24 protein-coding genes and 1 other annotated feature are annotated in these 26,406 nt (G+C 45.6%); of the genes, 18 read left to right on the top strand and 6 right to left on the bottom strand.

Annotation, left to right across the window (positions count from 1 at the left end):
• The first annotated feature begins 5 nt into the window (after positions 1-5).
• The 7 genes from ftsY to ACSYSL_RS02625 all read left to right on the top strand — a co-directional run bounded on the left by ftsY (position 6) and on the right by ACSYSL_RS02625 (position 6,189).
• A complete protein-coding gene (gene ftsY, locus ACSYSL_RS02655) occupies positions 6-1,358 on the top strand; it encodes a signal recognition particle-docking protein FtsY (protein WP_491708984.1) in 1,353 nt (450 codons plus the stop codon).
• Complete coding sequence (locus tag ACSYSL_RS02650; RefSeq protein ID WP_010017538.1) at positions 1,358-1,699, top strand: hypothetical protein; 342 nt, start codon at positions 1,358-1,360, stop codon at positions 1,697-1,699. The genes ftsY and ACSYSL_RS02650 overlap by 1 nt, the downstream gene beginning before the upstream one ends.
• Before the next feature lie 38 nt (positions 1,700-1,737).
• Complete coding sequence (gene ffh / locus ACSYSL_RS02645) at positions 1,738-3,207, top strand: signal recognition particle protein (protein WP_491708983.1); 1,470 nt, start codon at positions 1,738-1,740, stop codon at positions 3,205-3,207.
• Between the two features lie 44 nt (positions 3,208-3,251).
• On the top strand, positions 3,252-4,061 hold the full coding sequence (locus tag ACSYSL_RS02640) for an HAD-IIB family hydrolase (protein ID WP_491708982.1): 810 nt from the start codon (positions 3,252-3,254) through the stop codon (positions 4,059-4,061).
• 63 nt (positions 4,062-4,124) lie between these two features.
• Complete coding sequence (locus ACSYSL_RS02635) at positions 4,125-4,892, top strand: class A sortase (RefSeq protein ID WP_491708981.1); 768 nt, start codon at positions 4,125-4,127, stop codon at positions 4,890-4,892.
• 12 nt (positions 4,893-4,904) lie between these two features.
• Positions 4,905-5,513 (top strand): Holliday junction branch migration protein RuvA, encoded by a 609-nt coding sequence (ruvA, locus tag ACSYSL_RS02630; protein WP_338342073.1) that lies wholly within the window; start codon positions 4,905-4,907, stop codon positions 5,511-5,513.
• Between the two features lie 43 nt (positions 5,514-5,556).
• On the top strand, positions 5,557-6,189 hold the full coding sequence (locus ACSYSL_RS02625) for a deoxynucleoside kinase (protein WP_010017545.1): 633 nt from the start codon (positions 5,557-5,559) through the stop codon (positions 6,187-6,189).
• A gap of 53 nt (positions 6,190-6,242) precedes the next feature.
• Here ACSYSL_RS02625 and mscL read toward each other — a convergent pair whose 3' ends face one another.
• The 4 genes from mscL to ACSYSL_RS02605 form a co-directional block, all read right to left on the bottom strand.
• Complete coding sequence (mscL, locus tag ACSYSL_RS02620; protein ID WP_491708980.1) at positions 6,243-6,674, bottom strand: large-conductance mechanosensitive channel protein MscL; 432 nt, start codon at positions 6,672-6,674, stop codon at positions 6,243-6,245.
• Between the two features lie 6 nt (positions 6,675-6,680).
• Complete coding sequence (locus ACSYSL_RS02615) at positions 6,681-8,402, bottom strand: NFACT RNA binding domain-containing protein (RefSeq protein ID WP_491708979.1); 1,722 nt, start codon at positions 8,400-8,402, stop codon at positions 6,681-6,683.
• 139 nt (positions 8,403-8,541) lie between these two features.
• Positions 8,542-8,715 (bottom strand): 50S ribosomal protein L32, encoded by a 174-nt coding sequence (gene rpmF, locus ACSYSL_RS02610; RefSeq protein WP_010691818.1) that lies wholly within the window; start codon positions 8,713-8,715, stop codon positions 8,542-8,544.
• A 112-nt stretch (positions 8,716-8,827) separates the two neighbouring features.
• On the bottom strand, positions 8,828-9,202 hold the full coding sequence (locus tag ACSYSL_RS02605; protein ID WP_491709090.1) for a YbaK/EbsC family protein: 375 nt from the start codon (positions 9,200-9,202) through the stop codon (positions 8,828-8,830).
• Positions 9,203-9,495: 293 nt separating this feature from the next.
• On the opposite strand from ACSYSL_RS02605, the gene ACSYSL_RS02600 reads away from it, so the two are divergent.
• The 9 genes from ACSYSL_RS02600 (at position 9,496) to ACSYSL_RS02560 (ending at position 20,577) form a co-directional block, all read left to right on the top strand.
• On the top strand, positions 9,496-10,182 hold the full coding sequence (locus ACSYSL_RS02600) for a DUF1361 domain-containing protein (protein ID WP_421825080.1): 687 nt from the start codon (positions 9,496-9,498) through the stop codon (positions 10,180-10,182).
• Between the two features lie 43 nt (positions 10,183-10,225).
• Positions 10,226-10,350 (top strand) — a sequence feature (ribosomal protein L20 leader region).
• Entirely contained in the window at positions 10,296-10,901 is a 606-nt protein-coding gene (gene infC / locus ACSYSL_RS02595) for a translation initiation factor IF-3 (protein ID WP_218015517.1), read from the top strand. It overlaps the preceding feature by 55 nt.
• 49 nt (positions 10,902-10,950) lie before the next feature.
• Positions 10,951-11,148, top strand: coding sequence for a 50S ribosomal protein L35 (gene rpmI / locus ACSYSL_RS02590; protein ID WP_010691823.1), 198 nt, complete (start codon positions 10,951-10,953; stop codon positions 11,146-11,148).
• A 46-nt stretch (positions 11,149-11,194) separates the two neighbouring features.
• Positions 11,195-11,614, top strand: coding sequence for a 50S ribosomal protein L20 (rplT, locus tag ACSYSL_RS02585; protein ID WP_010691824.1), 420 nt, complete (start codon positions 11,195-11,197; stop codon positions 11,612-11,614).
• A 224-nt stretch (positions 11,615-11,838) separates the two neighbouring features.
• Complete coding sequence (locus tag ACSYSL_RS02580) at positions 11,839-13,665, top strand: ribonuclease J (RefSeq protein ID WP_491708978.1); 1,827 nt, start codon at positions 11,839-11,841, stop codon at positions 13,663-13,665.
• 58 nt (positions 13,666-13,723) lie between these two features.
• Positions 13,724-14,635: a hypothetical protein gene (locus tag ACSYSL_RS02575; RefSeq protein WP_491708977.1), complete on the top strand. Its 912-nt coding sequence runs from the start codon at positions 13,724-13,726 to the stop codon at positions 14,633-14,635.
• Positions 14,636-14,862: 227 nt separating this feature from the next.
• Entirely contained in the window at positions 14,863-16,050 is a 1,188-nt protein-coding gene (gene tuf, locus ACSYSL_RS02570) for an elongation factor Tu (protein WP_010691831.1), read from the top strand.
• A 204-nt stretch (positions 16,051-16,254) separates the two neighbouring features.
• The gene (locus ACSYSL_RS02565) at positions 16,255-17,085 is read left to right on the top strand and encodes a KxYKxGKxW signal peptide domain-containing protein (RefSeq protein WP_491708976.1); all 831 of its coding nucleotides are present in this window, start codon (positions 16,255-16,257) and stop codon (positions 17,083-17,085) included.
• A gap of 42 nt (positions 17,086-17,127) precedes the next feature.
• Positions 17,128-20,577, top strand: coding sequence for a mucin-binding protein (locus ACSYSL_RS02560; protein WP_491708975.1), 3,450 nt, complete (start codon positions 17,128-17,130; stop codon positions 20,575-20,577).
• A 67-nt stretch (positions 20,578-20,644) separates the two neighbouring features.
• Here ACSYSL_RS02560 and ACSYSL_RS02555 read toward each other — a convergent pair whose 3' ends face one another.
• Both ACSYSL_RS02555 and ACSYSL_RS02550 read right to left on the bottom strand, forming a co-directional pair.
• Positions 20,645-20,776, bottom strand: a complete 132-nt coding sequence (locus ACSYSL_RS02555; protein ID WP_010690486.1) for a hypothetical protein — start codon at positions 20,774-20,776, stop codon at positions 20,645-20,647.
• Positions 20,777-20,845: 69 nt separating this feature from the next.
• Positions 20,846-21,379, bottom strand: coding sequence for a hypothetical protein (locus tag ACSYSL_RS02550; RefSeq protein WP_491708974.1), 534 nt, complete (start codon positions 21,377-21,379; stop codon positions 20,846-20,848).
• A gap of 307 nt (positions 21,380-21,686) precedes the next feature.
• Here ACSYSL_RS02550 and leuS point away from each other — a divergent pair, with 307 nt between their 5' ends.
• Entirely contained in the window at positions 21,687-24,119 is a 2,433-nt protein-coding gene (leuS, locus tag ACSYSL_RS02545) for a leucine--tRNA ligase (protein ID WP_491708973.1), read from the top strand.
• A 66-nt stretch (positions 24,120-24,185) separates the two neighbouring features.
• Complete coding sequence (locus tag ACSYSL_RS02540; RefSeq protein ID WP_491708972.1) at positions 24,186-26,294, top strand: putative polysaccharide biosynthesis protein; 2,109 nt, start codon at positions 24,186-24,188, stop codon at positions 26,292-26,294.
• Positions 26,295-26,406 lie beyond the last annotated feature (112 nt).

Raw genomic sequence — 26,406 nt, 5'->3', positions numbered from 1 at the left:
CTCGTATGGGACTTTTTGATATCTTTAAAAAGAAGAAGCAGGAAGAACCGGTTGAGGAGGAAACACCACAATCTGCTCAGCCAGAAGATGCAACGGCAAAGACGGACGGTTCGGCTAACCAAGAGCCAGAGGCGTCAGCCGCTGCTGACGAAACGGTGACTGTCAATCAAGCGGTGGTTGAGCAAGGAACCGATGGCGCAGAAGAAGCGGTGGCTGATGAAGAAGACAGCCTTACGCTACCAGAAGACAACACTGATGGGAATCAGGTTGCAGAAAAAAATCAAACGAACGAGCAATCAATTGATGAAACCGAGCGTTATGCTGAGAGCGAAGTGGTTGAGCCGAATGAAACAGTCGTTGACGATGAAGTTAAGCATACGGAAGCGGCTGAAGATAAAACGGAATCAGCTACCGATGATAATGAACAAGCCGTCTACGAAAAGGGCTTGACACAGTCTCGGAAGGGTTTCGCTAGTCGCTTTAACAAGTTCTTGGCTAATTTCCGTTCAGTCGATGAAGAATTCTTTGAAGATCTTGAAGATACCCTGATTGGGGCTGATTTAGGTTTCGATTTGGCAATTAAAATTTCTGACCAAGTTCGTGAAGAAGCCAAGTTGGAAAACCTAAAAAGCAAGGAAGACATTCGTGAACTGATTATTCGGTTGATGGTGGAATCATATGAGGAACAAGGCAAGGGCGAGGACCAAAACATGCACTTCGCTCCAGCTGGTCAACCAACGGTGGTTCTCTTTGTCGGTGTTAACGGTGTCGGAAAGACCACGACGGTGGGAAAGATGGCGCAGCGATATAAGAATCAAGGAAAGAAAATTATGTTGGCGGCTGCCGACACTTTCCGTGCTGGCGCAGTCAAACAACTTCAGGAATGGGGAGAACGTGCGCAGGTACCGGTGGTTACCGGACCTGAAAAGGCGGACCCTTCTTCCGTTGTCTATCAAGCGGTTGAGCGAGCTAAGGCAGAACAGGTCGACATGCTCTTTGTGGACACTGCTGGCCGTTTACAAAACAACGTTAACTTGATGCAAGAATTGGCTAAGATGAACCGTGTGGTTAAAAAAGTCTTGCCAGATGCTCCGCAAGAAGTGTTGCTCGTTTTGGATGCAACAACCGGTCAGAATGCTTTGCAGCAAGCAAAGCTATTCAAGGATTCTTCCGAAGTGACGGGTCTTGTCCTCACTAAGATGGACGGAACGGCAAAGGGCGGGATCGTTTTTGCTATTCGTGACCAACTGCATCTACCCGTGAAGTGGATTGGCTTTGGGGAAAAGGCGAGCGATTTGCGTGTCTTTTCAGCAGAGGACTTTGTTTATGGTCTTTTTAAAGACCTGGTGAAATCCTAATGGATATCGAATATAAAAACAAAATCAACGCCCTACTCTCATTTTATGGTGAGTTATTGGCAAAAAAGCAATTAGCGTACTTGCGTTATTATTATGAAGACGACTTTTCCATCATTGAAATTGCCGAAGAAGAGCATGTCTCAAGGCAGGCCGTTTCCGACAACCTGAAGAAGGGTTGCGAAGTGCTTGAGCACTACGAAGCGGTTTTGTCACTGTACCATGATTCGTTAAAACGACAGGCGTTGGAAGAAGACCTGCTCGCCTACGTTGGCAATCACTATGAAAAGGATAGCCATCTAAAAGCGTTGCTTGATCAAATGGTGAACCAAGAAATTAATTAAGAAGGAGGCAGCTGAGCGCTTGGCTCAGTCAGCAGACAATGGCTTTTGAAAATTTAACGGAACGCTTGTCAAAGGCGTTGAAAAACTTAACGGGTAAGGGCAAGATTCATGAGGAGGATTTGCAAGCCTCTTTGAAGGAAATCCGTCTGGCCCTCCTTGAAGCCGATGTTTCTTATCCAACGGTTAAGAAATTCATCGCGGCCATTCGGGAAAAGGCGAAGGGTGCCGAAATTCTTGATGGTTTGAACGCTCCCCAACAAGTCGTTAAGATTGTTAACGATGAATTGACGGCCCTAATGGGTGAGGAAGCTGTTCCCCTCAATAAGTCGGATAAGATTCCAACGGTCATCATGATGGCTGGTTTGCAGGGAGCTGGTAAGACGACAACGGTCGCTAAATTGGCCTATAAGTTGAAGAAGGAAAACAAGGCCCGTCCACTCTTGATAGCGGCCGATGTTTACCGTCCAGCCGCCATCGATCAGTTGGAAGTCTTGGGGAAAGACCTGGATATTCCGGTCTTTTCTGAAGGAACGGACGCTGACCCACGTGAGATTGTAAAGCATGGTTTAAAGCAGGCCGAAGCAAATAAGAACGATTACGTCTTTATTGATACGGCCGGTCGTCTGCAAATTGACGAAACGTTGATGACTGAATTAAAGGACATTGCAACGATTGCCCAGCCAGATGAAATCCTGCTGACAGTCGACGCCATGACCGGACAAAACGCAACGGAAACGGCCGAAGGCTTTGCCAACGCTTTGGATTTGACCGGTGTTGTTTTGACCAAGTTGGATGGCGATACCCGTGGTGGTGCCGCCCTTTCAATCCGCGATGTGACCGGTAAGCCAATTAAGTTCGTTGGACAAGGGGAAAAGCCAACCGATTTGGATGTCTTTTACCCAGACCGAATGGCTTCCCGTATTCTTGGCATGGGGGATATGCTGACCTTTATTGAAAAGGCACAGCGTGACGTCGATGAAAAGAAGCAGGCCGAACAGTTGGAGAAGATGCGTCAAAACACCTTCGACTTCAACGACTTTGTTGACCAGTTGCGTCAAGTTCAAAACATGGGACCAATGGAAGATTTGATCAAGATGATTCCTGGAATGGCCGGCAACCCTGCTTTGCAGAATCTGAACATCGATCCGAAGACCTTTACCCACATGGAAGCCATTGTGTCTTCCATGACCAAGGCGGAACGGGAAAATCCTGATTTGTTGAACCCGTCTCGTCGCCGTCGTTTAGCGGCTGGAGCTGGTCGCCCCATCGTCGAGGTCAACAAGATGCTAAAGCAGTTTGACCAAATGAAAAAGATGATGAACCAGGCCACGAAGGGAAACTTCTCTGGTATGGAACAGATGATGGGTGGTGCTGGTATGGACATGTCCTCCATGATGGGGGGCGCCGGGATGCCGGGTGGCAACTTTGGCCAAAAGGTTCAAAACTTTGCCATGAAGCAGGCTGCTCGTCGAATGAAAAAGATGAAGAAAAAGCGCGGTAAGAAATAAACTATTTTCGGCAAATCGTTTAGTGGAATTACTAGGAGAAAGTCATGGCCATTCAGTTAATTGCGACGGATTTAGATGCGACTTTTTTAAATGACGAAAAAGGCTTTGATAAAAGGCTGTATGAAGAAATGGTGAAAAAGGCCAAAGCCGCTGGCGTGACCTTCGTGGTGGCAACCGGTAATCACCCGGCCAAAGTGCAACACTATTTCGACAGTGTTGACCAGGGTTACACCCTCATTGCCAATAATGGGGCTGAGGTTGTGACGGCCACGGGGCAAGTTCTCGCCACCTATGCCATTCAACCAGAAGCGTTTGCCCCGGTGGTGAACGCCGTTAACGCTCTTGAAGACCGAGTCGCGATGGGCTTGGTCTTCACGGGCACCGAAAAAGCCTTTATGTTACGTCACCAAGCCACTTGGGGGCTGGGTCATGATAAAGCGGCTAGTTACTTCAAGTCGCTGACCATCATTGACGATTTAGCCGAAATTGACGAAGCAATTCTAAAGATGACGGTGAATATCCCGGATTACGAGCTTCCCTTCATTCAAGAAATTGAAGGGATGGAGCTGCCGGTTCACGTGACGACTTCAGGATATGGTGCCATTGATTTGGTAGCCCCAAACGTTAACAAGGGCGTGGCACTGGCTGATTTAGGGAAGCGTTTGTCAGTTCCCAAAGAAGCGATGGCGGCTTTTGGGGATGGCTTGAACGACTTGGAAATGTTGAACTACGTGGGTCATCCCTACATCATGCCAAACGCGGATCCGCTACTATTTGGCCGACACTTTAACGAGGCCGTTGCTGATAATAATCACGACGGTGTCTTGAAAACTATTTTACAAAAATTGTTATAAAAGTTCTTTTGCTGTCATCTTTTTCTTGTACACTGGGGGTGAGGCAAAAGGGGGAGTAAGGGAATGAATGAAAAAGTCCGCAAGTTTCTGCATCGTTTTTTTGGGCTGCTAACCATTGTTTTGATTCTGGTACTCGCCTGGCAATGGATTCAAAGCCAGCCAGCCACTTCAAAAGTCAAGCAAACCACAAACAAGGTCCTAACCCAAAAGCAGGGAAAGTACTCGAAAAAAGAACGGCAGGAATTGAAGGCAGCCGTTGCCAAACAGGATCAGCAGGGGCTGAACCTATCGAAACAAGGCTACGTCGCGATTCCAAAGCTTTCCATTCTCTTGCCCATTTATGACAACGCTTATTCTAAAGTCGCCTTAGACAAGGGGGCGAACACGGTTCAAAAGGATGGCCCGGTTCCCGTGATGGGGCAGGGAAACTATACGTTTGCCGCCCATAACTGGGATAACGGATACACTGGTTTTTCCGCCCTGCAACAGAAATTAAAGCAAAACGAGCCGTACGAGGATTCCAACGGTAAGCTTGGTACTTCGGATTGGTTGAACGGAACTAAGATATACCTCGCTAACCAAAATGGTATTTACACTTACAAAGTCACGGGACAAACGACCGTTGATCAAAACGATGGGTCTGTCCTAAATCCCGAAGACCGGATTGACGGAAAGGCCAAGCTAACCATCGTGACTTGTCTGTTCCCAGATACCACAAAACGAATTATCACGAACGCTAAGTACAGTGACTTTGTTAGTTGGGACAAGGCGAAAAGTGACGAATTAGGTTACTTTGACCTGCAGAAGCAAAAGACAAACGTCTTACCTTAAAAGGATGGGAACATGTACGAATATCTAAAGGGGCGGATTACGCAAATTGCTCCCGGAGCCATTGTCCTGGAAACTAAGGACGGGGTGGGTTATCGCATTTATCCGGCGAACCCCTACCATTTTGAAGTGAACCAGGAAGCCCAAGTCTTCGTTGAACAAATCGTGCGGGAAACGGAGCTGTCACTTTACGGCTTTGCGACGGTTGTTGAAAAACAATTGTTCGTTAAATTGTTAAATGTGTCTGGGATTGGACCAAAGTCGGCCCTTGCCATTTTGGCCGGTGCTCAGCCGGCTGACTTGGTGGCGGCCATTGAAAATAGCCAGGTTGATTATTTAACGCAGTTTCCCGGTGTTGGGAAGAAGACTGCTCAGCAAATTGTCTTGGATTTGGCTGGCAAAATGGCTGATTTTTCAACCTTGGCCGAGCAGTCGACCACGACTTTTGCAGAGGCAAGCGAAACGGCTGCCAACCGTTCGAATCTTGAAGATGCACTGGCGGCCCTCGAGGCGTTGGGGTATGCTAGCCGTGACTTGACTAAGGTTAAAAAGAATTTGGTTGGTGAAAGTGGCACCACTTCTGAACTAGTTTCGAAAGGTTTGAAACTGCTGGTTCAGGGTTAACGATCGCCCGTGATAGGCGAAATGAAATGGAAATGGAGTAGATATGGTGATAATTACAGCGGGGATGATTGGTGTCGGTAAGACGACCTTAACAGAGTTGATTGCAGAGCATTTTGGAACCCAAGCTTTTTTTGAGCCGGTTGGGGACAATCCTGTTTTGCCACTTTACTATAAAGATCCGAAGCAGTATGGTTTCTTACTACAGATTTTCTTTTTAAACCGTCGCTTTTCGATGATTAAAAAGGCCTTGGCTGATGACAATAACGTGCTTGACCGTTCAATCTATGAAGATGAATTGTTCACCGAGGAGAACCACAAGGACGGCAATATTTCGGACATGGAAATGGACGTTTACCATAACCTGATTTCACGAATGATGGCCGAATTGGATGCTTTGCCCAAGAAGGCACCTGATTTAATGGTTTATGCCGATGCGGACTTTGAAACGATTCTACACCGTATTAAAAAGCGTGGTCGCGATTACGAGCAGTTCGAAGACAATGACGAGCTTTACCAGTACTACCATAAAATGTGGAAGGCCTATCAAGGCTGGTTTGACTCCTACGATAAATCACCAAAGATTCGGGTGGACCTTCAAAAGTACGATTTGGAAGACCCTAAAAATCGAGAGATTGTTTTGGGACAAATCGATGAGGCGTTGAAAAAGATTCGTTAATCCTTTAAAAGAGCAATAAAAAAGCCATCGTAACGATGGCTTTTTTATTGACCTTATTTTGATTGTTTTGTTTCTGTTTGGTCTGCAATTTTTGTTTGAACACCCTGTTGCGAAGCCAACAAATCCTTGATCTCGCGCAAGGTAACTAGCTCGTCGGATGGCGTCTTGGCCGCAGCTTGCTTTGGCTTCATCACCGTCTTGTAAAGGAACTTGACGAGTAAGAAGACGACGAAGGCGGTAATCAAGAAGTTAATGACGTCGTTTAAGAATTCACCGTAGGTAAAAACTAATTTTGATGACAGACGTAATTCTAGTTCAGACAGGGAGTGGTTGGAACCGGTGAAAAAACCAATCAACGGGTTGATTAAGTTTTTCGTGAAGGACTTGACCAAAGTCGTAAACGCACCACCAATAATGACACCAATAGCCATGTCGACGATATTGCCACGGTTAATAAATGCCTTAAATTCTTTCAATACTTTCATTGTTTATTACTTCGCTTTCTTTAATTTTTGTACTAACGTTGGGTCCGGTGTGACGTAAATGGTTTGCTGGCCTTCAAAAATAACGAAGCCTGGTTTTGCACCGTTTGGCTTGCGTAATTTGCCGGCCGGCAGGTAATCAACGGGCACATTGGCAGAATCGCGGGCCTTTGAGAAATAGGCGGCTAGTTCAGCGGCTTCTTTCAAAGTTTGCTCAGAGGGGTGATCCGAGTCGATTAACACGTGCGATCCTGGCAACTTTTGCACGTGAAGCCAAATGCGCTGACGATTCGTCTTTTTCATCGATAACTGATCGTTTTGCAAGTTGTTTTTTCCAACTTCGATGAGGGTACCATCGGTGGCAGTAAAACGATCTGGTTGACCCATGACGTGTTTGGGTTTGCGCGTTTGCTTGCCCCTCGTCTTGACCTTGGTTTTTTCTCTCAAGTAACCCTGATCAATGAGTTCGACTTTGATATCGGCGACGTCTTTTGGTGAGGCCACCGCGAGTTGCGTCTGGATTTGCAAGAAGTAGTCGATTTCGGCTTGGGTTTCTTGAAGCTGGCCAAGTACGTGGTCCTTCGCCAGCCGAAGTTTCCGGTACTTATGGAAGTAACGGTTGGCATTTTGCATGCCATCAAAACGGGGATCCAAGGCAATGGTGAGCAGGCGATTCTCATCGTAGTAGTTTTCGATTTGAACGCTGGTCATTCCCTTTTTAACGAGGTGGGGATAGGTGATGAGTAAATCACCCTTCACCTTTAACTCTTCCGCGTTTTCTGAGTCAATCAGGGTCTGATTTAGCTTCTTTTCCTTTGTTTGGTTCTTCTTAAGCTCGTTTTTAACGAGACGAACCAACGAGGCGGCCTGTTGATTCACACGGTCTGCTTCTGCTTGACCGGAGAAGTAGGCATCTAAGAGCGCGCCAAGTGTATCAAATGATTCGGCCTGGGTATTGGGCTCATTCCAGTTAAAGGCGGCGTATGAAAGCTTTCCTTTTTCAGACCGGAACAAAGTCGGTTCTGGATGATTGAAATGGTTCAGCCAGTCCTTTGCCACGCCCATGGCATCACTGCCTGCCTCCAGATGCTCGGCTAAGTTTTTGGCAGATTGACTCGAAAATCCTTGGAATTGTTGCTGGATGGCTTTCGGCCAGTCAGATTTGGTTTGGTCCAACAGCAACTTGGCCAGTGCGCCTAAATCTGAAGCGAAGGGGTTTTCCTTATGTTGTGCAGGTGGCAGCACGTAAGTGGCACCCGGAATCAACGAACGGACACGGTTCTGATCAGCAGGAACATGCTTGATTAGTTCCAGGATTCGTTGATCCTTTTCGCGCACTAAAAAGAGGTTTGAATGGCGGCCCATCATTTCAAGGGTTAGTAAGAGTGTTTGCTCATCACCTAATTCATCGTGTGTCTTGACTGCAAAGTGGAGGATACGGTCGTTTTCGACTTGTGTAACCGATTCCAAACGAGCACCCTCAAGATTACGCCTTAAAAACATGGCAAAGTTAGTTGGCGTCTTTGGATTTTGGTAGGGGATCCGAGTGACTTGGGCTCGAGCATAGGCCGGATGAGCTGAAAGTAAGACGGGGTAATTGGTACTGTTATTACGAACGACTAAAATGACTTCATTCGGGTAGGGCTGGTGGACTTTTGTAATGCGGCCACCAGCCAACGTTTGATTTAATTCATGCGCAAGGGCATGGACAAAAAGGCCGTCTAAGGGCATAAGCTCCTCCTTTATTGATTAACTTACTATCATTATAAGACATGAATGGACTAAAAAGAGCAAAAGGGCGTCCTTTTAAGAAAAACAAAAGAAAAAAAGTCCCTATTCTGTTTAACAGAATAGGGACTCGATAACAAAATTACTTCTTATCAGTAACTTGCTTACCGTTATACATTCCAGAAGGAGAAACGCGGTGAGCAACGCGGTATTCACCAGTGGTCTTGTCCAAAGTAATGTTTGGCACGTTCAAACCGATGTGTCCGCGGCGGTTACGCTTGTGAGACTTAGAATTCTTGTTTGATGGGGTAGCCATTCCGGCACCTCCTTTCGGTTCAATTTATCAACTGTTTAAGTTTATCTAAGATTTTGATACTTGTCAATAAGTGATACGAAAGTCATTAGAAAAAAACTGTGAAAAAGTCTTATTAAACTGCAGGGGAATCCGTTAGAACCTGATATTCCTCACCAAGTTCATCGAGGACTTTGGTAAATTCGGCCCAAGTCATCACAACGGTTGCTTCGTTTTGATTCGGATGGACGGCGACTTGGTCAGCATCAATAATCGCTTGATCGATCACAAGGTGGATTTTTTTATCTTTGTCTTTTTCTAGAGCGAGTGGGGTAACCGTTCCTGGGTGAACAGCCATTAAGTCAAAAAGCTCCTCTTCGGAAGCAAAGCGTAATTGGCTTTTCGTACTTCCTAATGCCTTTGCTAGGCGGCCAAAGTCGATTCTTTCCTGCATGGTCATGTAGAGATAGAATTGCGCCGTTTTCTTCGTTCTGATTAAGAGATTCTTCAGTGGAAGAAATTCTTTTGGTGCCGTTGTGTCGTTTAAATGGTGAAGGGCGGGGTGAGTGTAGCGTTTATAGAGGCCCCACTCTTTTCTAAAAGGGTAAGGGCTTCTCTTTCGGTTGCTTCGTTCATTAGCTCCTCCTTGTTTGCTGTCTTTCTTTTTGTTCATTATATGAAAAAGTACTGAAAAGAAAAAGAGAAAAGGGGTGAAAGCCCTTAACCAGAGGGCTTAATTCTGTTAAAATAGTACTGTTATCCTTTTGATAAAAACAAAAAATCTACTAGTAAAAGGTCCGTCCTATGACAATGAAAAACCGTAACAATATCCTCATGGTTCACTTGGTTGTATTTTTGTTCATTGCCTTTGTGTACTTAACGCCAACCCACTTCGACTTTTTGATGTGGAATGTTTTCTTGGCACTCTTGCCCCTGGACTTTGCTTTGCTAGTCATCGTGTCACGGTTGAAGATTAGTCAACTGGTTTTCTCCGTTCTTTGGTTGCTTTTCTTTCCGAACACTATGTACATGATTACGGATTTTATCCACTTACAGTACATTTCGACCGCTTTGGATGTTCGTTACCAATACTTTAACTACTCCGTTTTAGCGGCCGGTATCTTTATTGGGGTCTTCTTGGGGATTTTGTCACTTGAGATTATGATGCGACACTTCCTTAAAAACCGTCGTGGTTTGGTTGCCTTGTTTACACTGGGCGTTGTGTCCTGGATCTCATCGTTTGGGATTTACCTCGGCCGTTTCTTACGGTTGAACTCCTGGGATGTTTTTACGAACTATGACCTGGTGATTAGCAGTATTCAAAATTCCATTTCCCGGCATATGTTTGCCTTCGTTGGGCTTTTCGCCCTCGCTCAGTTCGCCATCTTAGTTATCTACCATTATGGTGGTCGGCTACTCTTTGTTTTGGGGCAGCAAGTAACGGATGACGAGCAGACGCCAAAGAACTTCTCAGAAGAAAAAAAGAATTAAAATTGTTTGACAGGGTCGCGTCTATCGTCTATACTTAATGACGTTGAACAAGTAGAAGCGCCCGCTTCTCGCCTCGTGACTCGCGTTGCCAGGCAGATACACGTTGTACTTCAATGTACAGACAGGTAAGGTGGGCGAACTTCGGTTCGTCCACTTTTTTCTTCGTTGTTCACACAAAAATATTTTGGAGGTATCGAGCCATAGCACGTCAACCAAGACAAGTTGATCTAGTCAACGATAATATCCGTGCAAGTCGGGTTTTACTGATTCACGATGGTAAGCAGGAAGAGATGTCAACGCGTGACGCACAGCAGCGTGCCGATGACATGGGCCAAGATTTGGTTCTTGTGCAAGCAAATGCACAACCACCAGTTGCCAAAATCATGGATTGGGGTAAAGCCAAGTTCGAAGCGCAAAAGCGTCAAAAAGAACAACGCAAAAACCAAAAGATTGTTCAGGTTAAGGAAGTTCGTATGTCACCAGTGATTGATTCAGGTGACTTCGAAACACGTAAGAAGGCTGCCATTAAGTTCCTTGAAAAAGGGGACAAGGTGAAGTTGAACTTGCGTTTCCGTGGCCGGATGATTACCCACCAAGATATTGGTCGGGAAGTCTTAGAACGGATGGCCAACGAATTGGAAGACATTGCCAAGGTTGAGCAACGCGCTAAGATGGATGGTCGGCAGATGTTCTTAGTTTTGGCACCTAAGAAGGGCTAAAGCAGAACACGACTTTTAGATACTTGAAAAACGATAGGAGAATGGACACATGCCCAAGATGAAGACTCACCGCGCTGCTGCGAAGCGCTTCAAGAAGACTGCAAAGGGTGGCTTCAAGTCAGCCTCAGCTTATACGTCACACCGTTTCCACGGTAAGACGAAGAAGCAACGTCGTCAATTGCGTGGTACACGCATGATGAACAAGACAACGGTTAAGAAGTACGCCAAGATGTTGTCTACCCTTTAATTTCAGGGTGTCTGTAAAGTAAGTAATTTTCTAGGAGGATTTTCCCATGCGAGTTAAGGGTGGAACAGTTTCACGCGCACGTCGTAAGAAGTTTATTAAGTTGGCCAAGGGTTACCGTGGACAACGTCGTATCAACTACAAGGTTGCTAAGCAACAAGTTTACAAGTCATACTTGTACGCATACCGCGATCGTAAGAACCGCAAGCGCGACTTCCGTAAGTTGTGGATTGCCCGTATCAACGCGGCAGCCCGCATGAACGGTTTGTCATACTCAAAGTTGATGCACGGTTTGACTTTGGCAGGTGTTCAATTGAACCGTAAGATGTTGGCTGATTTGGCCGTATCTGACTTTGACACTTTCTCAAAGGTTGCTGACCAAGCAAAGGAAGCTTTGAAGAAGGAAAACGTTTTGGTTAAGGAACGCAACGCTGCGACAACTGACAAGACGGTTAAGGTTTCTCGTTAATCTTAATAAAACAAAAGTCACCCAATTCGGGTGGCTTTTTTTGTGTCACTTTTTAGTTAAATGTTGGGTAATCACTCAATAAATCCTTTTCTTTCGTGTGAATGTCTTAGGCTCAAAAGCTGGAAGTATGCTAGAATATTAGTAATTGATAATTCGAGACAAGAGTTTTGACTAACATGGTAAAACTCAAGTGATAAAAATTAACACGAAACAAAGGAAACAATATGACAGATTTGAATATTTTGCCCCTTGGGGGTGTTCGAGAAAACGGTAAGAACATGTACGCCGTCTCCGTTAACGATGAAATTTTTATTTTGGATGCTGGACTAAAGTATCCGGATACGGAGCAATTAGGAATTGACGTTGTAATTCCTGATTTTGAATACTTGATTCAGAACCAAGATAAGATTGCTGGGATTTTCTTATCACACGGACACTCCGATGCCATTGGCGCTTTGCCTTATTTGTTGCAGCAAATTCAGGCACCGGTCTTTGGCTCAGAGCTAACGATTGCCTTGGCTAAAATTGCCATCAACGAAGAAAAAGCGATTGATCAATTTGACGACTTTCATGTCGTGAACGAAAAGACGGAAATCGACTTTGGTGATGTGAAGTTATCCTTTTTTAACACCACACACACAATTCCAGAGGCCTTGGGAATCGTGATGACGGTTGATGAAGGACAGGTGGTGTACACTGGTCACTTCAAGTTTGATCAGACGGTCGAAGCCGCCTACCAGACGAACTATCAGCGCCTAGCTGAAATTGGTCAAAAGCCTGTCTTGGCTTTGCTAGCTGACTCAGAGGGAACGGAAGAATCCGTTAAAGCACCAGCTTCGGAACGGCAGATTCACGCTTATATTCAAGAGACTTTTGAAGAGGCGAAGGGCAAGCGAATCGTGGTTGCTGCGGTGGCGTCCAACATCCAGCGCGTGCAACAGGTGATTGATGCGGCGGCTAAGACAAAGCGCCGTTTAGTCTTGACTGGGTACGATGCCGATAAAATTGTGAAGACAGCGCTTGATCTTGGCCTTTTGAAGCTTCCAGAAGACAACAAAAAATTGTTTGCAAGTGTCAAGGAATTGGACCAATTGCCCGATGCTCAAACCGTTGTTTTGGAAACTGGTAAGCTAGGGGAACCTGTTAAAGCCTTGCATAAGATGGCAAAGGGGGAAGACCCCGTTGTCAACATCGGTGCCAACGATTTGGTCTTTATCACGACGAACCCGGCTTTTGCGGTTGAGTCCTACGTTGCTCAAACACGTAACATGCTCTTTAAGAAGGGGGCAAACGTCAAGCAGATTTCTTCAGACCTTCGCTCTTCTGGTCATGCATCGAAGGAAAATCTTCAACTTTTGCTGAACATTCTGAAGCCTGAAGTACTTCTTCCTGTCTCGGCTGAATTCCGGGTGATGGTAACAGCCAAGCAAGCGGCTGAAGAAGTTGGCATGGCGACGGAACGGATTATCATGGCAAAGCGTGGTGATCAGATTGCTTACAATGGTGAGACTTTTGAAAAAGTCGGAGCCGTTTCCGTCGAAGAAACCATGATTGATGGCGATTCATTGAAAGATATCGGAAACGTTGTCTTGCGTGACCGTCGCATTCTGTCAGAAGACGGCGTCTTTGTCACCGTGGTAACCATTGACCGTAAAAAGCGAAAGGTGGTTTCAAAACCTAAGATGACCTCCCGTGGTTTTGTTTACGTGAAGGCTAACCGGGATTTGATGAAAGAGTCTGGTAAGATAACGATTGATGCCATTGAGGAATACCTAAAAAATGCGAAGGCATTTGATTGGAACGAACTTAAAAACGGTGTTCGCGAAAAGTTGTCACGTTTCCTCTTCAATGAAACAAGGCGCCGTCCAATGGTGATGCCTGTTGTGATGGAAGTGAACCAGAATCGTCGTCCCCACCATAAGAACGACACCGATAAGAAGGGCAAAAAGCCTGCTAACAAGCAAAATCAAAAGAACCAAGGAAAAGCTAAAAAAGCAAAAAACCAAGGTAAGAAAACTGATGATGGTCAGGCTACGAAAGTCGCTGACTAATCTTAAAAGGCCGTTTAGGTCTTTTTTATATCCCAATCAATCGGTGTGAAAGGAAACCATGACAAGACTTGATCAATTAATCGTCCAAGGAAAGCAAGCGTTGGCGGATGACGAATTTGCAAGGGCAGTGGAACTGCTTGGGGAGGTGTATGGTGACGAACGATCCTTTGAAAATAACTGGCTTTTTTCAAAGGCGTTGTATCAGAATGGGCAGGCCGAAACAGCGTTGACAATCGCCCGCGAATTCGTTGGGGAATACATGTGGACCACAGAGGGTTATGAGTTTTATTTCGATCTTTGCTTAGCCGCTAGCTCCTTTGTTGCCGCCCGTCGATTGGCACTCGGGTCGATTGACTTCGAAAAGCAGGAGAACCGTTTGGAACGGCTGAAAGAAGCAGAGGAAAAAGCCCGAAAAGAAAATGGTGAACTAATTAAAAAAAGGGCACGGGAGCTTAAACATTTAGCAGCCTTCGACGCCTTTACGCAACAACAAATTTATCAAGATGCGCAATTGCTGCCTTTTGAAGAATACTTTGACGCGGCAAAGCAGGTACTAATTGACCCCGACTGCTTGCCCCTAATTCGAATGACTATTTTAATCGATATGCAGTCGTTGATGGTGGATGAGGAACTGACTTATCGCTACATTGATGGGAAAAACTACACGACAAAAATTAATCATGCGGGCAATCCATTAACGCACCCAGTTTATGAAGCGGCAAGGGATTATTTGCAAGAAGTCATTGGGCAGGAAGATCCCGTTAGCTCTGAACTGTTGCATGAGCAGTTGAAGCTTGAATTCAACGCGCTGTTTCCACAAATCGATCGGGTGACTGATCCAATCGCCTGGATGCAAAAAGATATTCAACGTTTTCAATCCATACCGGATAATGACGAGAGAAATGAATCGTCTGATCAAGCCAAACTACACGAACTCGTTTATCACTTTTTATCCATTCTGGAAGTTTAAAAGGCTGGACTACACAGCATAAAAGAAAAAAATCACCAAAAAAACAGGATACTTTTTTATTTGGAAAAGTATTTACAAAAAATTAAGAACTTAGTATAATTGAATTCGGCTCATCGGCCAGAAAAAGCGTTTGTAATGGTTGTTTTTATCCGTCAAGCGTTGTAAAATATAATCATACGATTTTCTTGGGGGTTACCCCGAGAAATAAAATTTTGGAGGAAACTACATTGGCTAAGGAAACATACGTTCGTAACAAGCCCCACGTTAACATTGGTACTATCGGTCACGTCGATCACGGAAAGACGACTTTGACTGCCGCTATCTCAAAGGTATTGGCTGAAAAAGAAGGAAAGACCGCTACGGACTTTGCCGAAATCGATAACGCCCCTGAAGAAAAGGAACGTGGTATCACGATCAACACGTCCCACATCGAATACGAAACGGACGCACGTCACTACGCCCACATCGATGCCCCAGGTCACGCCGATTACGTTAAGAACATGATCACTGGTGCCGCACAAATGGATGGTGCCATCCTTGTTGTTGCCGCAACTGATGGTCCTATGCCACAGACTCGTGAGCACATCTTGCTTGCCCGCCAGGTTGGTGTTGAACACTTGGTTGTCTTCTTGAACAAGACTGACCTTGTTGACGATGAAGAATTGGTTGACTTGGTTGAAATGGAAGTTCGTGAATTGTTGTCAGAATATGACTTCCCAGGCGATGACATTCCTGTTATTAAGGGATCAGCTTTGAAGGCATTGGAAGGCGACAAGGAACAAGAACAAGTTATCTTGGACTTGATGAAGGCCGTTGACGAATACATCCCAACTCCTGCACGTGAAGATGACAAGCCATTCTTGATGCCTGTCGAAGACGTATTTACGATCACTGGTCGTGGTACTGTTGCTTCTGGTCGTGTTGACCGTGGTGTTTTGACTACTGGTACTGAAGTTGAAATCGTTGGTTTGAAGGATGAAATCCAAAAGACGACGGTTACTGGAATCGAAATGTTCCGTAAGACTTTGGACGAAGCACAAGCTGGTGACAACATCGGTGCATTGCTCCGTGGTATCGACCGTGACCAAATCGAACGTGGACAAGTTTTGGCAGCCCCTGGCTCAATCAAGACTCACAAGAAGTTCAAGGCCGAAGTTTATGTCTTGACTAAGGAAGAAGGAGGCCGTCACACGCCATTCTTCACTAACTACCGTCCACAGTTCTACTTCCACACGACTGATGTTACTGGTGTCGTAGAATTGCCTGAAGGTGTTGAAATGGTTATGCCTGGTGACCAAGTAACGTTCGACGTTGAATTGATCGCCCCAGTTGCCATTGAAAAGGGATTGAAGTTTACTGTTCGTGAAGGTGGCCACACTGTTGGTGCCGGAACGGTTACTGAAATCGAAGACTAATTCATTAGTTTTTAAAAAGTCTGCTTAGGCAGGCTTTTTTCTTTTGCCTTTAATTTCTTTGTTTCTTTTCATTCTAAACTAGACGCTTTATTTCCTTTTTGTATTGAATTTAATCTTCATTTAAAGGATAATTAATGTAACTGTAATGGTTGTCATTTGATTATGACATTTCAGTAATCTGAAATGAGGAAAAGGATAAACTAAATGAATGAATTAAAGCCTCAAGAACGAAAGCATTTTAAGATGTATAAGTCCGGTAAGCAATGGCTTTTTGCTGGTATCGCTTTTTTTGGAATGGCTGCTTTTGCGCAAGTTGACCGTGCCAATGCTGACGAAACACCAGCACAAACGGTTGTTCAAGACCAGTCAAGCACGACGAATTCCACTAGCAACAAGGATACTGATCAGAGTGCGGCAACGACAAAGTCAACAACTGATACGACGACTCAGGATCAGAAGAATACGACGAATGATTCTAATAAGACGGCGACTGATAATACGCAGGAAGACAATTCTTCGAATAAGAAGGAGACGACCACTGTGTCTGCTGATTCTTCAGAATCATCAAATGCTACCAAGAATGTGACCACTCAGTCTGAAGAAACGAATGCTAACCAGGAATCACTTGACAACCGAGTGGGGGACGGCCAATCACTAGATGCCACAACTGGTTCTGCTAAGGCAAACAAAAACACCCAGACTTTTGGAACAGATGCGACGACGCAAACCATTAACTGGGATAACTGGCAAGAAAACCGTACTTACCAATTCACACCAACGGCCAACGCCTCGGATATTTCTGCCGAAGGTATGAAAGTTGCCATGACGGTGACGGCAACTGCTCAGGGAGACACGGCTGCCAATGGTATCTTGAAGGCAGTTGGAGTCGGTGTTTATAAGCAAGATGGCACCTTAGCCAAGTTGACTGACCTTGGGATTACCGATACCAGCCAGTTAAAGGATGCTGTTTACACTTATCCAAACGGTACCACAGCCCACGTTAAGCTGGGATACTATCTGAACGCAGCGGGCTAGCAGGTAACGGACTTTAACGATGCCGTTGAGCTTGCTTACTATGTGCACCCTAATGACCAAAATTACTCACTTTTCACTGATGGAAAGGGTGCCGATGCTGGTGTTAATGACAAAGTCGATTTGAACCAATCTGGTGCTTCCGCTACCTATGTCTTAGCCATTTCGTGGGACGCCAAGAACTTTGATAACTTTGTTGCCACTCAACACGTTGTCCGTGGCTTTGCCCAACCTGTCTATGGTTCATACAGCCCACAAGTAATCAAAGAATTCTATGTTGACCAAGACACTGGTGATCAAATTTCACCAATGACTTTGTTGGGGGAACACGGTAATTTTACTGATCAGTATACGGTTGGTAGCGATGATCTTTCTTCCCTTGGCTATACGCTTCGCTCAAGTTATATGTATCATCAACAGGAAACTGGTGGCTACACAGCTCAGGATGTGTCAAATATTTGGCCGGCTTTTAAGCTTGACCAACAGCCAGCAGCGCTTGTTCATTACTATGTAAAAACGACGGATGCTTCGAATGTCGTTCATTTCATTGATGTTGATGATAGCAACAAAGAAGTTGCTGTCACTTCAGATGGAAAACACGCCTATGATTTCACTGGAATGGTCGAATATAATGACAAACAGAATGACCTGTTAGCACAAGGCTATGAAGTTCAAAGTAAGGACAAAGAACTAGTTGAATTGGATACTCCACTTGACTTTGATGGCCCAGTGGTTAAGCATCCTGATGGGGTGATTGAGGGACTCGGAATGGAGATTCCGAAGGGTGGCCGTAATCTTTACGTCTACTTGAAGCACGGTACTGAGGTCGTAACGCCTGAAAAGCCTAAGGATGGGGTGGAAACTTCAAAGACGGTTACTCGTACGGTTAACTTCGTGGATAGCCTAAATAGAACCATTGCGCCTTCTGTCACACAAACTGCTCATTTCACACGTGAAGTGACGGTTGATAAGGTAACTGGTAAAGAAATTTCAGCTACTGATTGGCAATCAACGGATGCGACTTTTACTGCTGTAGCATTGCCAGAAGTGAATGGCTGGATTGCACCAAAAAAGACAGTTGACGGTGAAACGGTGACGGCAACTACTGGTGATCAAGCTGAAACAATTCAGTACCAAAGTACGACAGATCTTTATTATGAAGTGACAATGTATGACGTTGATGATAATGATAAAATTCTTTATCACGACAAACTGTTGGGAACGTATTTAGATCCAAAGAGTATGAGTGGTTTCGATGCGTTTGTTGACAATACTGAGAATGCTGGTGCCGCTTTGGAAGCATCCGGTTATGAAAATGAAGACGATAAGCATGTCTTCTCAGATTCAACCGAAGTGGTTAACGGACGGACCGTTTCTTCGCAAATTAATAAGCTATACTTCCATCACAAGATGAAAACTGTAACGCCGGAAAACCCTGAGGATGGCGTGGAAACTTCAAAAACGGTGACCCGTACCATTAACTACGTTGATACGAAGGGAAAGACCGTTGCACCAAGCGTGACACAAACAGCTCATTTCACTCGTAACGTGACGATTGATGCCGTAACAAAGGCTGAAAAGTCAGCCACTGCTTGGCAATCAACGGATGCTAACTTTGAAGCAGTTACGAGCCCAACTCTTGAAGATCGCATTACTAAGCAAACGACAGTTGCTGCAGAAACGGTCGATGCCAACACGGATAACCAAACGGTTACGGTGACCTATGATGATCCTGCTCTGTATATCGAACGACGGGCAATCGTTGATTTGGATACGAATACCGTTTTGATGGATCTTTCTCATCGCAGTGATGATTCAGCTGAAAGTTCTTCTCACTTTGTTGATGAAGTCGAAAACACCGCCGCTTCTTTGCTTGAGAATAAGTATGTTGAAGCATACAAGAACAGCTCCAAGACAATCTCTTATGTTGATGGCAAGGCTGTTAGCTATGATGACCAAACGATTTACGTACATCATGCAACTGAAGTGGTCACACCTGAAAACCCAAAGGATGGCGTGGAGACTGTTCAGAACATCACTCGTACCTTTAATTTTGTTGATCGAGAAGGTCATACATTGGCCCCTAGCGTAGTTCAAACGGTGACCTATACTCGAGAAGTAACAATCGACGTAGTTACAGGACAAATTAAGTCTGCAACTGATTGGAAAACTGATAATAATAAGTTTGCAGCTATTTCAGCACCAAAAATTACAGGAATGTTTTCAACTGAGGATACAGATTTTGCATTCACGCATCCTGGTCAGAAAGATGTGATTGTGAATGTTTATTATTTGCCATTAGACCGTTCGCACTTTATCATTAAGTACAAAGATTTGGATAACAACGGAGAAACCTTTGAAGAAGAGTCAAATAATGTTTTCCCATCAATGGATAAGAAATTCATTGAAGAAATCCGTTCTGAAATAAAGCAACTCGGAACTCGTGGATATATCTTCCAAAAGTTAAGTACTAGCGAGTTTGAAGGTACAGGAAATGATATACGTATTGTTTGGGTTATGGACTTTACACACGCTAGCAAGAATGTAACACCTGCCGATAACATCGATGGTGTGACGACGAAGAGCGTTACCCGTACCGTTAACTACGTGGATTCTGAAGGAAAGACGGTTGCTCCGAGTGTGACTCAGTCTATTCGCTTTGAGCGAAATGCAACAGTTGATGCTGTGAATGGTAAGGTTTTGTCAGCCGATGAATGGCAAGCCAAGTCTGGTGATGCTTTTAATGCAGTTGAAAGTCCAGCTGTTGATGGCATGACGGCTGATCAAAAGAATGTGGCGGCAGAGACAACGGTCAATGCCGATGCACAGGATCAAGTGGTGACGGTGACTTATACCAAGAATGCGCCAACGCCAGTACCGACGCCAACGCCAGTTGACCCAACACCGGCACCAACGCCAACACCAGTTGACCCAACGCCAACACCAGTTGACCCAACACCGGCACCAGCGCCAACACCAGTTGAACCAACGCCGGCACCAGTGCCAACGCCAGTTGAACCAACGCCGGCACCAACGCCAACGCCAGTTGACCCAACACCGGCACCAGCGCCAACGCCAGTTGATCCAACACCGGCACCAACACCAACGCCAGTTGACCCAACACCGGCGCCAACACCAACGCCAGTTGACCCAACACCGGCACCAGCGCCAACGCCAGTTGATCCAACACCGACGCCAGCACCAACAGTAAAGCCTGAATCGACTAATAATGGTCAGTCAGCAGCAACTGTTGTGCTTGCTGATAACAAGGAAAATGAGGCATTGCCAAATACTGGAGCTGGTGAAACGACACCAGTTAAGCCAGGAACTGACAATCTGCCAAACGAAGTTAAGCATGACAATGTGAAGGAAACAGCGGCTGAATTGCCTGAAACGGCACAGCAATCACATAAGAATGCGGCACTTGCTTTGTTCTCAGCTGCTACGTTATCAAGTCTTTCTTTGGCCTTTTGTTTCAAAAAGTCCGATAAGTAAGTCTGAATGACAAAATAAAAAAACAGCGATTCCATTTAATGGAGTCGCTGTTTTTGTGTATAGTCGCTTAATTCTTTTTAATTTGGCCCAAGGCCTTAGCGCGTTCTTCTTTTTCCTTATCAGAGGCGGGGTTTGGAAGGACGATGAAATCCTTCATGGGGTTGTTGAGGTGCTCTTCTTGATTTACAATTCGTGCCATTCGTTTACTCCTTTTTCGTTTGCTTGCTATTAGTATAACGCATGCATGGTTAAGCCAAGATAAAAGATGCTATTCTTCGGTTGCTTTCTTTTCAAAAATAAGGGTTGAGCCATCGTCTGCGGCAAAAAGGGCAGATGAAGCACAGTCGGCTAGGTCAGTCAGAATCACTTTTCGCACAGTAGAAAAGTCATCGTTGGCACTGATAAGAACGAGTAATTGCCTACTTTCTTTTAAAAATTCCCAGGCAACATCACAGTCAGCATTGATCTGATGATGGTTGATCGTTTCAGAAGATGAGTAGTCCAAAATCATGAGATCGGCTTTGGTTAAGCGCCCTAATTCTTTCTGGAGTCCTTCTTCCGATAGACCACCGTTTTCAATGGTTGCTCGCTCTTGCAGACCGGCCATAAAGAGGGAAGCAGCGGTTTTATTGGCTGCTTCACGGTCATCGTGGAAGGAAAGCACCATGCCGTTTTTACCAACGCGAGAGGCGAGAAATCGGGTTTTTTGTCCATTACCGGCATGCCCATCGACGACTAACATGTCCGTCTGTACTTCATTTTCTAAAAAGTTTTGTAAGAAGCGTTCGTTTGAAAAAGTCATTGGCAACCTCCAGGAATTATACTGATAGTATAGCGAATCTTGTGTTATAATAATAGTACTTTTCAACACTAGTAGTAACGACGGAGCATCAGAAAGTGAGCGGGGCTGAAAGCTTACCAACCAACGTTATGAACTCGGTTGAAAGCGTGATTGGTGAACCGAAGTAGTCAATCCGTCATGCCGCGTTAAGGCGCTGAGGCCAAAGAAATCTTTGGTAAAATGTAGGTGGGACCGCGGTTTCAACCGCCCTACGTCAGCTTTTTTGGGCTGATGTAGGGCTTTTTTATTTAGAAAAAGAGGAGATAAAATGGGATACGATCACCAAAATATTGAAAAGAAATGGCAGCATTACTGGCAAGGCAATAAGACTTTTAAGGCAACTGAAGACCCTTCTAAGGACAAGTACTATGTCTTGGACATGTTTCCTTACCCATCTGGGCAGGGCTTGCACGTCGGTCACCCAGAAGGTTATACGGCAACGGATATCGTTGCCCGCTACAAGCGTGCTAAGGGCTTCAACGTTTTGCATCCAATGGGTTGGGATGCCTTTGGTTTGCCAGCCGAACAGTACGCTTTGAAGACAGGCCATGATCCCGCAACCTTCACCAACGAAAACATTCAGACCTTTAAAAACCAAATTCAATCACTTGGCTTCTCTTACGACTGGGATCGTGAAATTAACACGACCGACCCAGAATACTACAAGTGGTCACAGTGGATCTTTGAGCAGCTTTACAAGAAGGGCTTGGCTTACGAAGATGAAATGATGGTGAACTGGGCTCCCGACTTTCCAGGCGGTGGTTTGGTTGTTGCCAACGAAGAAGTGATTGATGGCAAGACGGAGCGTGGTGGTTACCCCGTATACCGCAAGCCAATGAAGCAGTGGGTCTTGAAGATTACGGCCTACGCCGACCGCTTGATCGATGACCTGGACGACTTGGATTGGCCAGAAGCCATCAAGGAACAGCAACGAAACTGGATTGGTCGTTCGGTTGGTGCAACGATTCGTTTCGCCATTGAAAACGACCCTGAAGACCAAATCGAGGTCTTCTCAACCCGTGCCGACACGCTCTTTGGTGCCTCTTACATCGTTTTGGCACCTGAACACGACTTGGTTGACAAGATTACCACGGCTGACCAACGTGAAGCCGTGACGGCCTACCAAAAGCAAATTGCTTTGAAGTCCGATTTGGAACGAACGGACTTGAACAAGGACAAGTCCGGTGTCTTCACTGGTGCCTATGCCATTAACCCAGTTAATGGCGACAAGTTGCCAATCTGGATTGCCGACTACGTTTTGGCTTCATACGGAACTGGAATGGTCATGGGTGTGCCAGCACACGACCAACGTGACTGGGACTTTGCCACGAAGTTTGACTTGCCAATCAAGCCGGTCATTGAAGGTGGCGATGTGACCAAGGAAGCCTACACGGGCGAAGGTGTCCACATCAACTCCGGCTTCTTGGACGGCATGAACAAGCAGGAAGCCATCGACAAGATGATCGCCTGGTTGGAAGAACACGATGCCGGCGCTAAGAAAGTCAACTACCGTCTCCGCGATTGGATCTTCTCCCGCCAACGTTACTGGGGTGAACCAATCCCAGTTATTCATTGGGAAGACGGCACGATGTCGTTGGTTCCAGAAGACGAATTGCCACTCCGCTTGCCTCGTTTAACTAAGGATGAGATGAAGCCTTCCGGTACTGGTGAGTCGCCATTGGCTAACGCTAAGGATTGGTTGGAAGTGACGCGTGAAGACGGCGTGAAGGGCCGTCGCGAGACCAACACGATGCCACAGTGGGCCGGATCATCTTGGTACTTCTTGCGTTACATGGATCCAAAGAACCCAGATGCTTTGGCTGGAAAGAAGGCCTTGGATTATTGGCAAAACGTTGACCTCTATGTTGGTGGGGCCGAACACGCCGTGTTGCACTTGCTCTACGCACGTTTCTGGAACAAGGTTTTGTACGATCTTGGCTTGGTACCAAACAAGGAGCCGTTCCACAAGTTGGTCAACCAAGGAATGATTCTTGGTGGTAACCACGAGAAGATGTCCAAATCTAAGGGGAACGTTGTGAACCCGGATGACATCGTTAACGAATACGGAGCTGACACGCTTCGCATTTACGAAATGTTCATGGGTCCATTGACGCAAAACAAGCCATGGTCCGAAGACGGAGTGACGGGTTCTCGTCGTTGGTTGGACCGTGTTTGGCGTATGCTCGTCAACGAAGATGGTTCGCTGACGGATAAGTTAACGGATGGTACATCAAAGGAACTGGAAAAGGTCTACAACGAAACGGTCAAGAAGGTAACGGATGATTTGGAGAATCTGCACTTCAATACTGCCATTTCACAGTTGATGGTTTTCGTTAACGAAGTTTATAAGCAAGACCAACGTCCAGCCGCCTACATGGAAGGGTTCGTTCAGTTGCTCGCACCGTTTGCACCACACTTGGCCGAGGAACTCTGGTCAAAGTTGACTGGTTCAACGGAATCCATTGCCTTTGTTGCTTGGCCAACTTACGATGAAAAGGCGCTGATCGACGACCAAAAGGAAATCATTTTCCAGGTTAATGGTAAGGTGCGTTCGAAGCAGGTAATGTCAGTTGATGCATCCAAGGAAGAAATGGAAGCAGCTGCGAAGGCTGACGAAAAGGTACAGAAGTACTTGGATGGTTTGTCTATCAAGAAAGTCATTGCCATTCCTGGCAAGTTTGTTAACATTGTGGCTAAGTAAGTCAATTAGCCATAACCCGAGGAATCGTTTCTTCGGGGTACATATTAAAGGAGTATCTGGCTTATAATGACTCAAAAAGATCACAAGGATGTTTTCAAACAGATGAATAACAACACTCAGGACGATCAGTCGTTAACTGCTGAAGAGCTCTTGGCAAAGTTGGAAGAAAATTTGGGACCAAGACGGCAAGAACGAGGTAAAAAAGCCTTAAGTAAAAGAAAATCTGAAGAACAGAAGGGATTTTTTAAAGGATTTTTGTCTAACAAAAATCCAAAAAAGAAATCCTCCTTTCTTGGCGATTCCTTTCAAGATGATAAAGCATTGCTGGAGAAAGAGGGGGACCGAACCAAAGGCTGGTTCGAAAAAAACCATCACGAAATGGCAGCCGAAGGCGAAACAGATGATTTGGCTGATCAATCACTGAAATCATTCGGGCAGACGCCTTCTGATTCCGCTGCTATTCAGCAAACGGTCGCCGAAGGCTTAAACACGGAAAGCGAATCAGAGTTAGCTGGACAACCGGCAACGAAAGCCAAGAATGACAACCAGGCCTTAGTTCGTGGCTCATTCTGGTTATCACTGGGAAACATTGTGTCACGTTTGCTCGGTGCAGCCTTTATTTTGCCTTGGTTAGCCATGTTTGGGGCGGCTGCCAACCAAGCGAACGCTCTTTTCTCACAGGGTTACAATATTTACGGGATTCTCTTGTCCGTGGCGACGTTTGGTTTCCCTTCCGCAATTTCTAAAGTCATGGCGCAGTTGATTGCCAAAGAAGATGACGATGGTTTGTGGTCGCTAACAAAGCAATCCCTGCAGATTGGCACTTTACTGGGAATTTGCTTTGCTGTATTACTCTACGTAGCGGCACCCGTCCTTTCAAATGGTAACCCAAACGTTGTTCCTGTCTTGCATTCACTTGCACCAGCCGTCCTCGTTTTTCCAGCGATGTCGATGGTGCGGGGTGTCTTCCAGGGGCACCAGTTGATGCACATCTCGGCTCTTTCTGAAATCGTGGAGCAGGTGGGACGAATCATCTATCTGCTGGTAGCAACCTGGGTTGTGCTGAGTCATGATGGCAGTAATTGGACGGGAGCTGTCGTTCAGGCGACTTTTGCGGCCTTTGTTGGGGCACTGTTTGCCATTACTGTCTTAGCATATGGTTGGGTGCGTTATAAGAAGTTGATTCATCCTCGAAAGCCACTCACCGGTAGTCTCGTTTACCATCGTGAAAAGAAGTCCGGTAGAGGATTCTTCTCACTCTTTACCCCTGATAAAGCCCAATCAATGGTGTTATCCATTTTGAAGGAATCATGGCCTTTCGTGATCATTGGTGCTTCCACTAATCTTTTCTTGGCTGTGGATCAGTACTCGTTTTTCCCTTTGATGAAAGCCTTTTTCCACAGCTCAGGGGATAATCTACAGGTGCAGTTTGCTTTGTTTTCCGCCAACCCCAACAAGTTGGTCATGATTGTCATCTCCTTTGCCACTTCCATTGCCGCAACGGCATTACCCATCTTGGCAGCAAAGAAGGCAGCGGGGGATTTGGCTGGTTTGAAACAACAACTAATGGCCACGCTTCAGCTAACTGCCTTGGTGTTGTTGCCATCGGCTTTGGGGATGTATGCCATCGCCGATGTTCTTTATAAATTCTTCTACCCGATTGATGATACGGCAGAAGCGGGTATTTACTTACTTCAGTTTTCTGCCTTGCTAACAATCGTCATGGCTCTTTTCATGCTACTAGCCTTTGTCTTACAGGCGCTGTCCCAAGGAAGAGTCGTCATGCGGGCCTTTGGCTACGGATTGTTAATTAAGCTGGTGACCCAAATACCACTGATTTACCTCTTCCAAGGAATGGGTGCGTTAATTGCCACAGGACTCGGTCTTGGTTGGTCGCTCTACCAGATGTTGTCCTATCTCTTTAAGGCCTATGACCTATCGTTTGCCAAGATGAACAAAACGCTCCTGTTAGCTTACCTTTCTTCTGGTGTCATGGCGCTGATTGCCTACCTAACAGGAAAGTTTTCTGTTCATTTTCTCCTTGGGGATAGTTCGAAGTTGGGCGCTGGCCTCGCGACTTTCCTATCCGTCGGTGTCGGGGCGGTTGTTCTGCTTTTCCTTTATAAGCGCTTTGGCTTGCTTCGCCAAGTACTCAATCGGGGGAAAGTCAATTAATCTAATCATGAGTCCGGTTTACTTAAACCGGGCTTTTTATTTTGAATTAAATTAAGCCCTGTCCCCTTATGAGATGGGTGATTCTATGATATGATGGAAAAAGTAAACAAAA

The sequence above is a fragment of the Fructobacillus sp. ESL1129 genome, assembly GCF_058507945.1.
Note: the sequence above shows the minus strand (reverse complement) of the source record. Positions and strands in the feature narration are given on the sequence as shown.

Excerpts from the sequence above, each read along its gene's own strand:
- ACSYSL_RS02625 (WP_010017545.1), top strand. The coding sequence starts at position 5,557 with ATGGTGATAATTACAGCGGGGATGATTGGTGTCGGTAAGACGACCTTA.
- infC (WP_218015517.1), top strand. The coding sequence starts at position 10,296 with ATGTACAGACAGGTAAGGTGGGCGAACTTCGGTTCGTCCACTTTTTTC.
- ffh (WP_491708983.1), top strand. The coding sequence starts at position 1,738 with ATGGCTTTTGAAAATTTAACGGAACGCTTGTCAAAGGCGTTGAAAAAC.
- rpmI (WP_010691823.1), top strand. The coding sequence starts at position 10,951 with ATGCCCAAGATGAAGACTCACCGCGCTGCTGCGAAGCGCTTCAAGAAG.
- ACSYSL_RS02650 (WP_010017538.1), top strand. The coding sequence starts at position 1,358 with ATGGATATCGAATATAAAAACAAAATCAACGCCCTACTCTCATTTTAT.
- ACSYSL_RS02565 (WP_491708976.1), top strand. The coding sequence starts at position 16,255 with ATGAATGAATTAAAGCCTCAAGAACGAAAGCATTTTAAGATGTATAAG.
- ACSYSL_RS02635 (WP_491708981.1), top strand. The coding sequence starts at position 4,125 with ATGAATGAAAAAGTCCGCAAGTTTCTGCATCGTTTTTTTGGGCTGCTA.
- ftsY (WP_491708984.1), top strand. The coding sequence starts at position 6 with ATGGGACTTTTTGATATCTTTAAAAAGAAGAAGCAGGAAGAACCGGTT.
- ACSYSL_RS02540 (WP_491708972.1), top strand. The coding sequence starts at position 24,186 with ATGACTCAAAAAGATCACAAGGATGTTTTCAAACAGATGAATAACAAC.
- ACSYSL_RS02640 (WP_491708982.1), top strand. The coding sequence starts at position 3,252 with ATGGCCATTCAGTTAATTGCGACGGATTTAGATGCGACTTTTTTAAAT.
- ACSYSL_RS02575 (WP_491708977.1), top strand. The coding sequence starts at position 13,724 with ATGACAAGACTTGATCAATTAATCGTCCAAGGAAAGCAAGCGTTGGCG.
- leuS (WP_491708973.1), top strand. The coding sequence starts at position 21,687 with ATGGGATACGATCACCAAAATATTGAAAAGAAATGGCAGCATTACTGG.
- ACSYSL_RS02555 (WP_010690486.1), bottom strand. The coding sequence starts at position 20,776 with ATGGCACGAATTGTAAATCAAGAAGAGCACCTCAACAACCCCATGAAG.
- rplT (WP_010691824.1), top strand. The coding sequence starts at position 11,195 with ATGCGAGTTAAGGGTGGAACAGTTTCACGCGCACGTCGTAAGAAGTTT.
- ACSYSL_RS02600 (WP_421825080.1), top strand. The coding sequence starts at position 9,496 with ATGACAATGAAAAACCGTAACAATATCCTCATGGTTCACTTGGTTGTA.
- ruvA (WP_338342073.1), top strand. The coding sequence starts at position 4,905 with ATGTACGAATATCTAAAGGGGCGGATTACGCAAATTGCTCCCGGAGCC.
- ACSYSL_RS02580 (WP_491708978.1), top strand. The coding sequence starts at position 11,839 with ATGACAGATTTGAATATTTTGCCCCTTGGGGGTGTTCGAGAAAACGGT.
- ACSYSL_RS02615 (WP_491708979.1), bottom strand. The coding sequence starts at position 8,402 with ATGCCCTTAGACGGCCTTTTTGTCCATGCCCTTGCGCATGAATTAAAT.
- rpmF (WP_010691818.1), bottom strand. The coding sequence starts at position 8,715 with ATGGCTACCCCATCAAACAAGAATTCTAAGTCTCACAAGCGTAACCGC.
- ACSYSL_RS02550 (WP_491708974.1), bottom strand. The coding sequence starts at position 21,379 with ATGACTTTTTCAAACGAACGCTTCTTACAAAACTTTTTAGAAAATGAA.
- mscL (WP_491708980.1), bottom strand. The coding sequence starts at position 6,674 with ATGAAAGTATTGAAAGAATTTAAGGCATTTATTAACCGTGGCAATATC.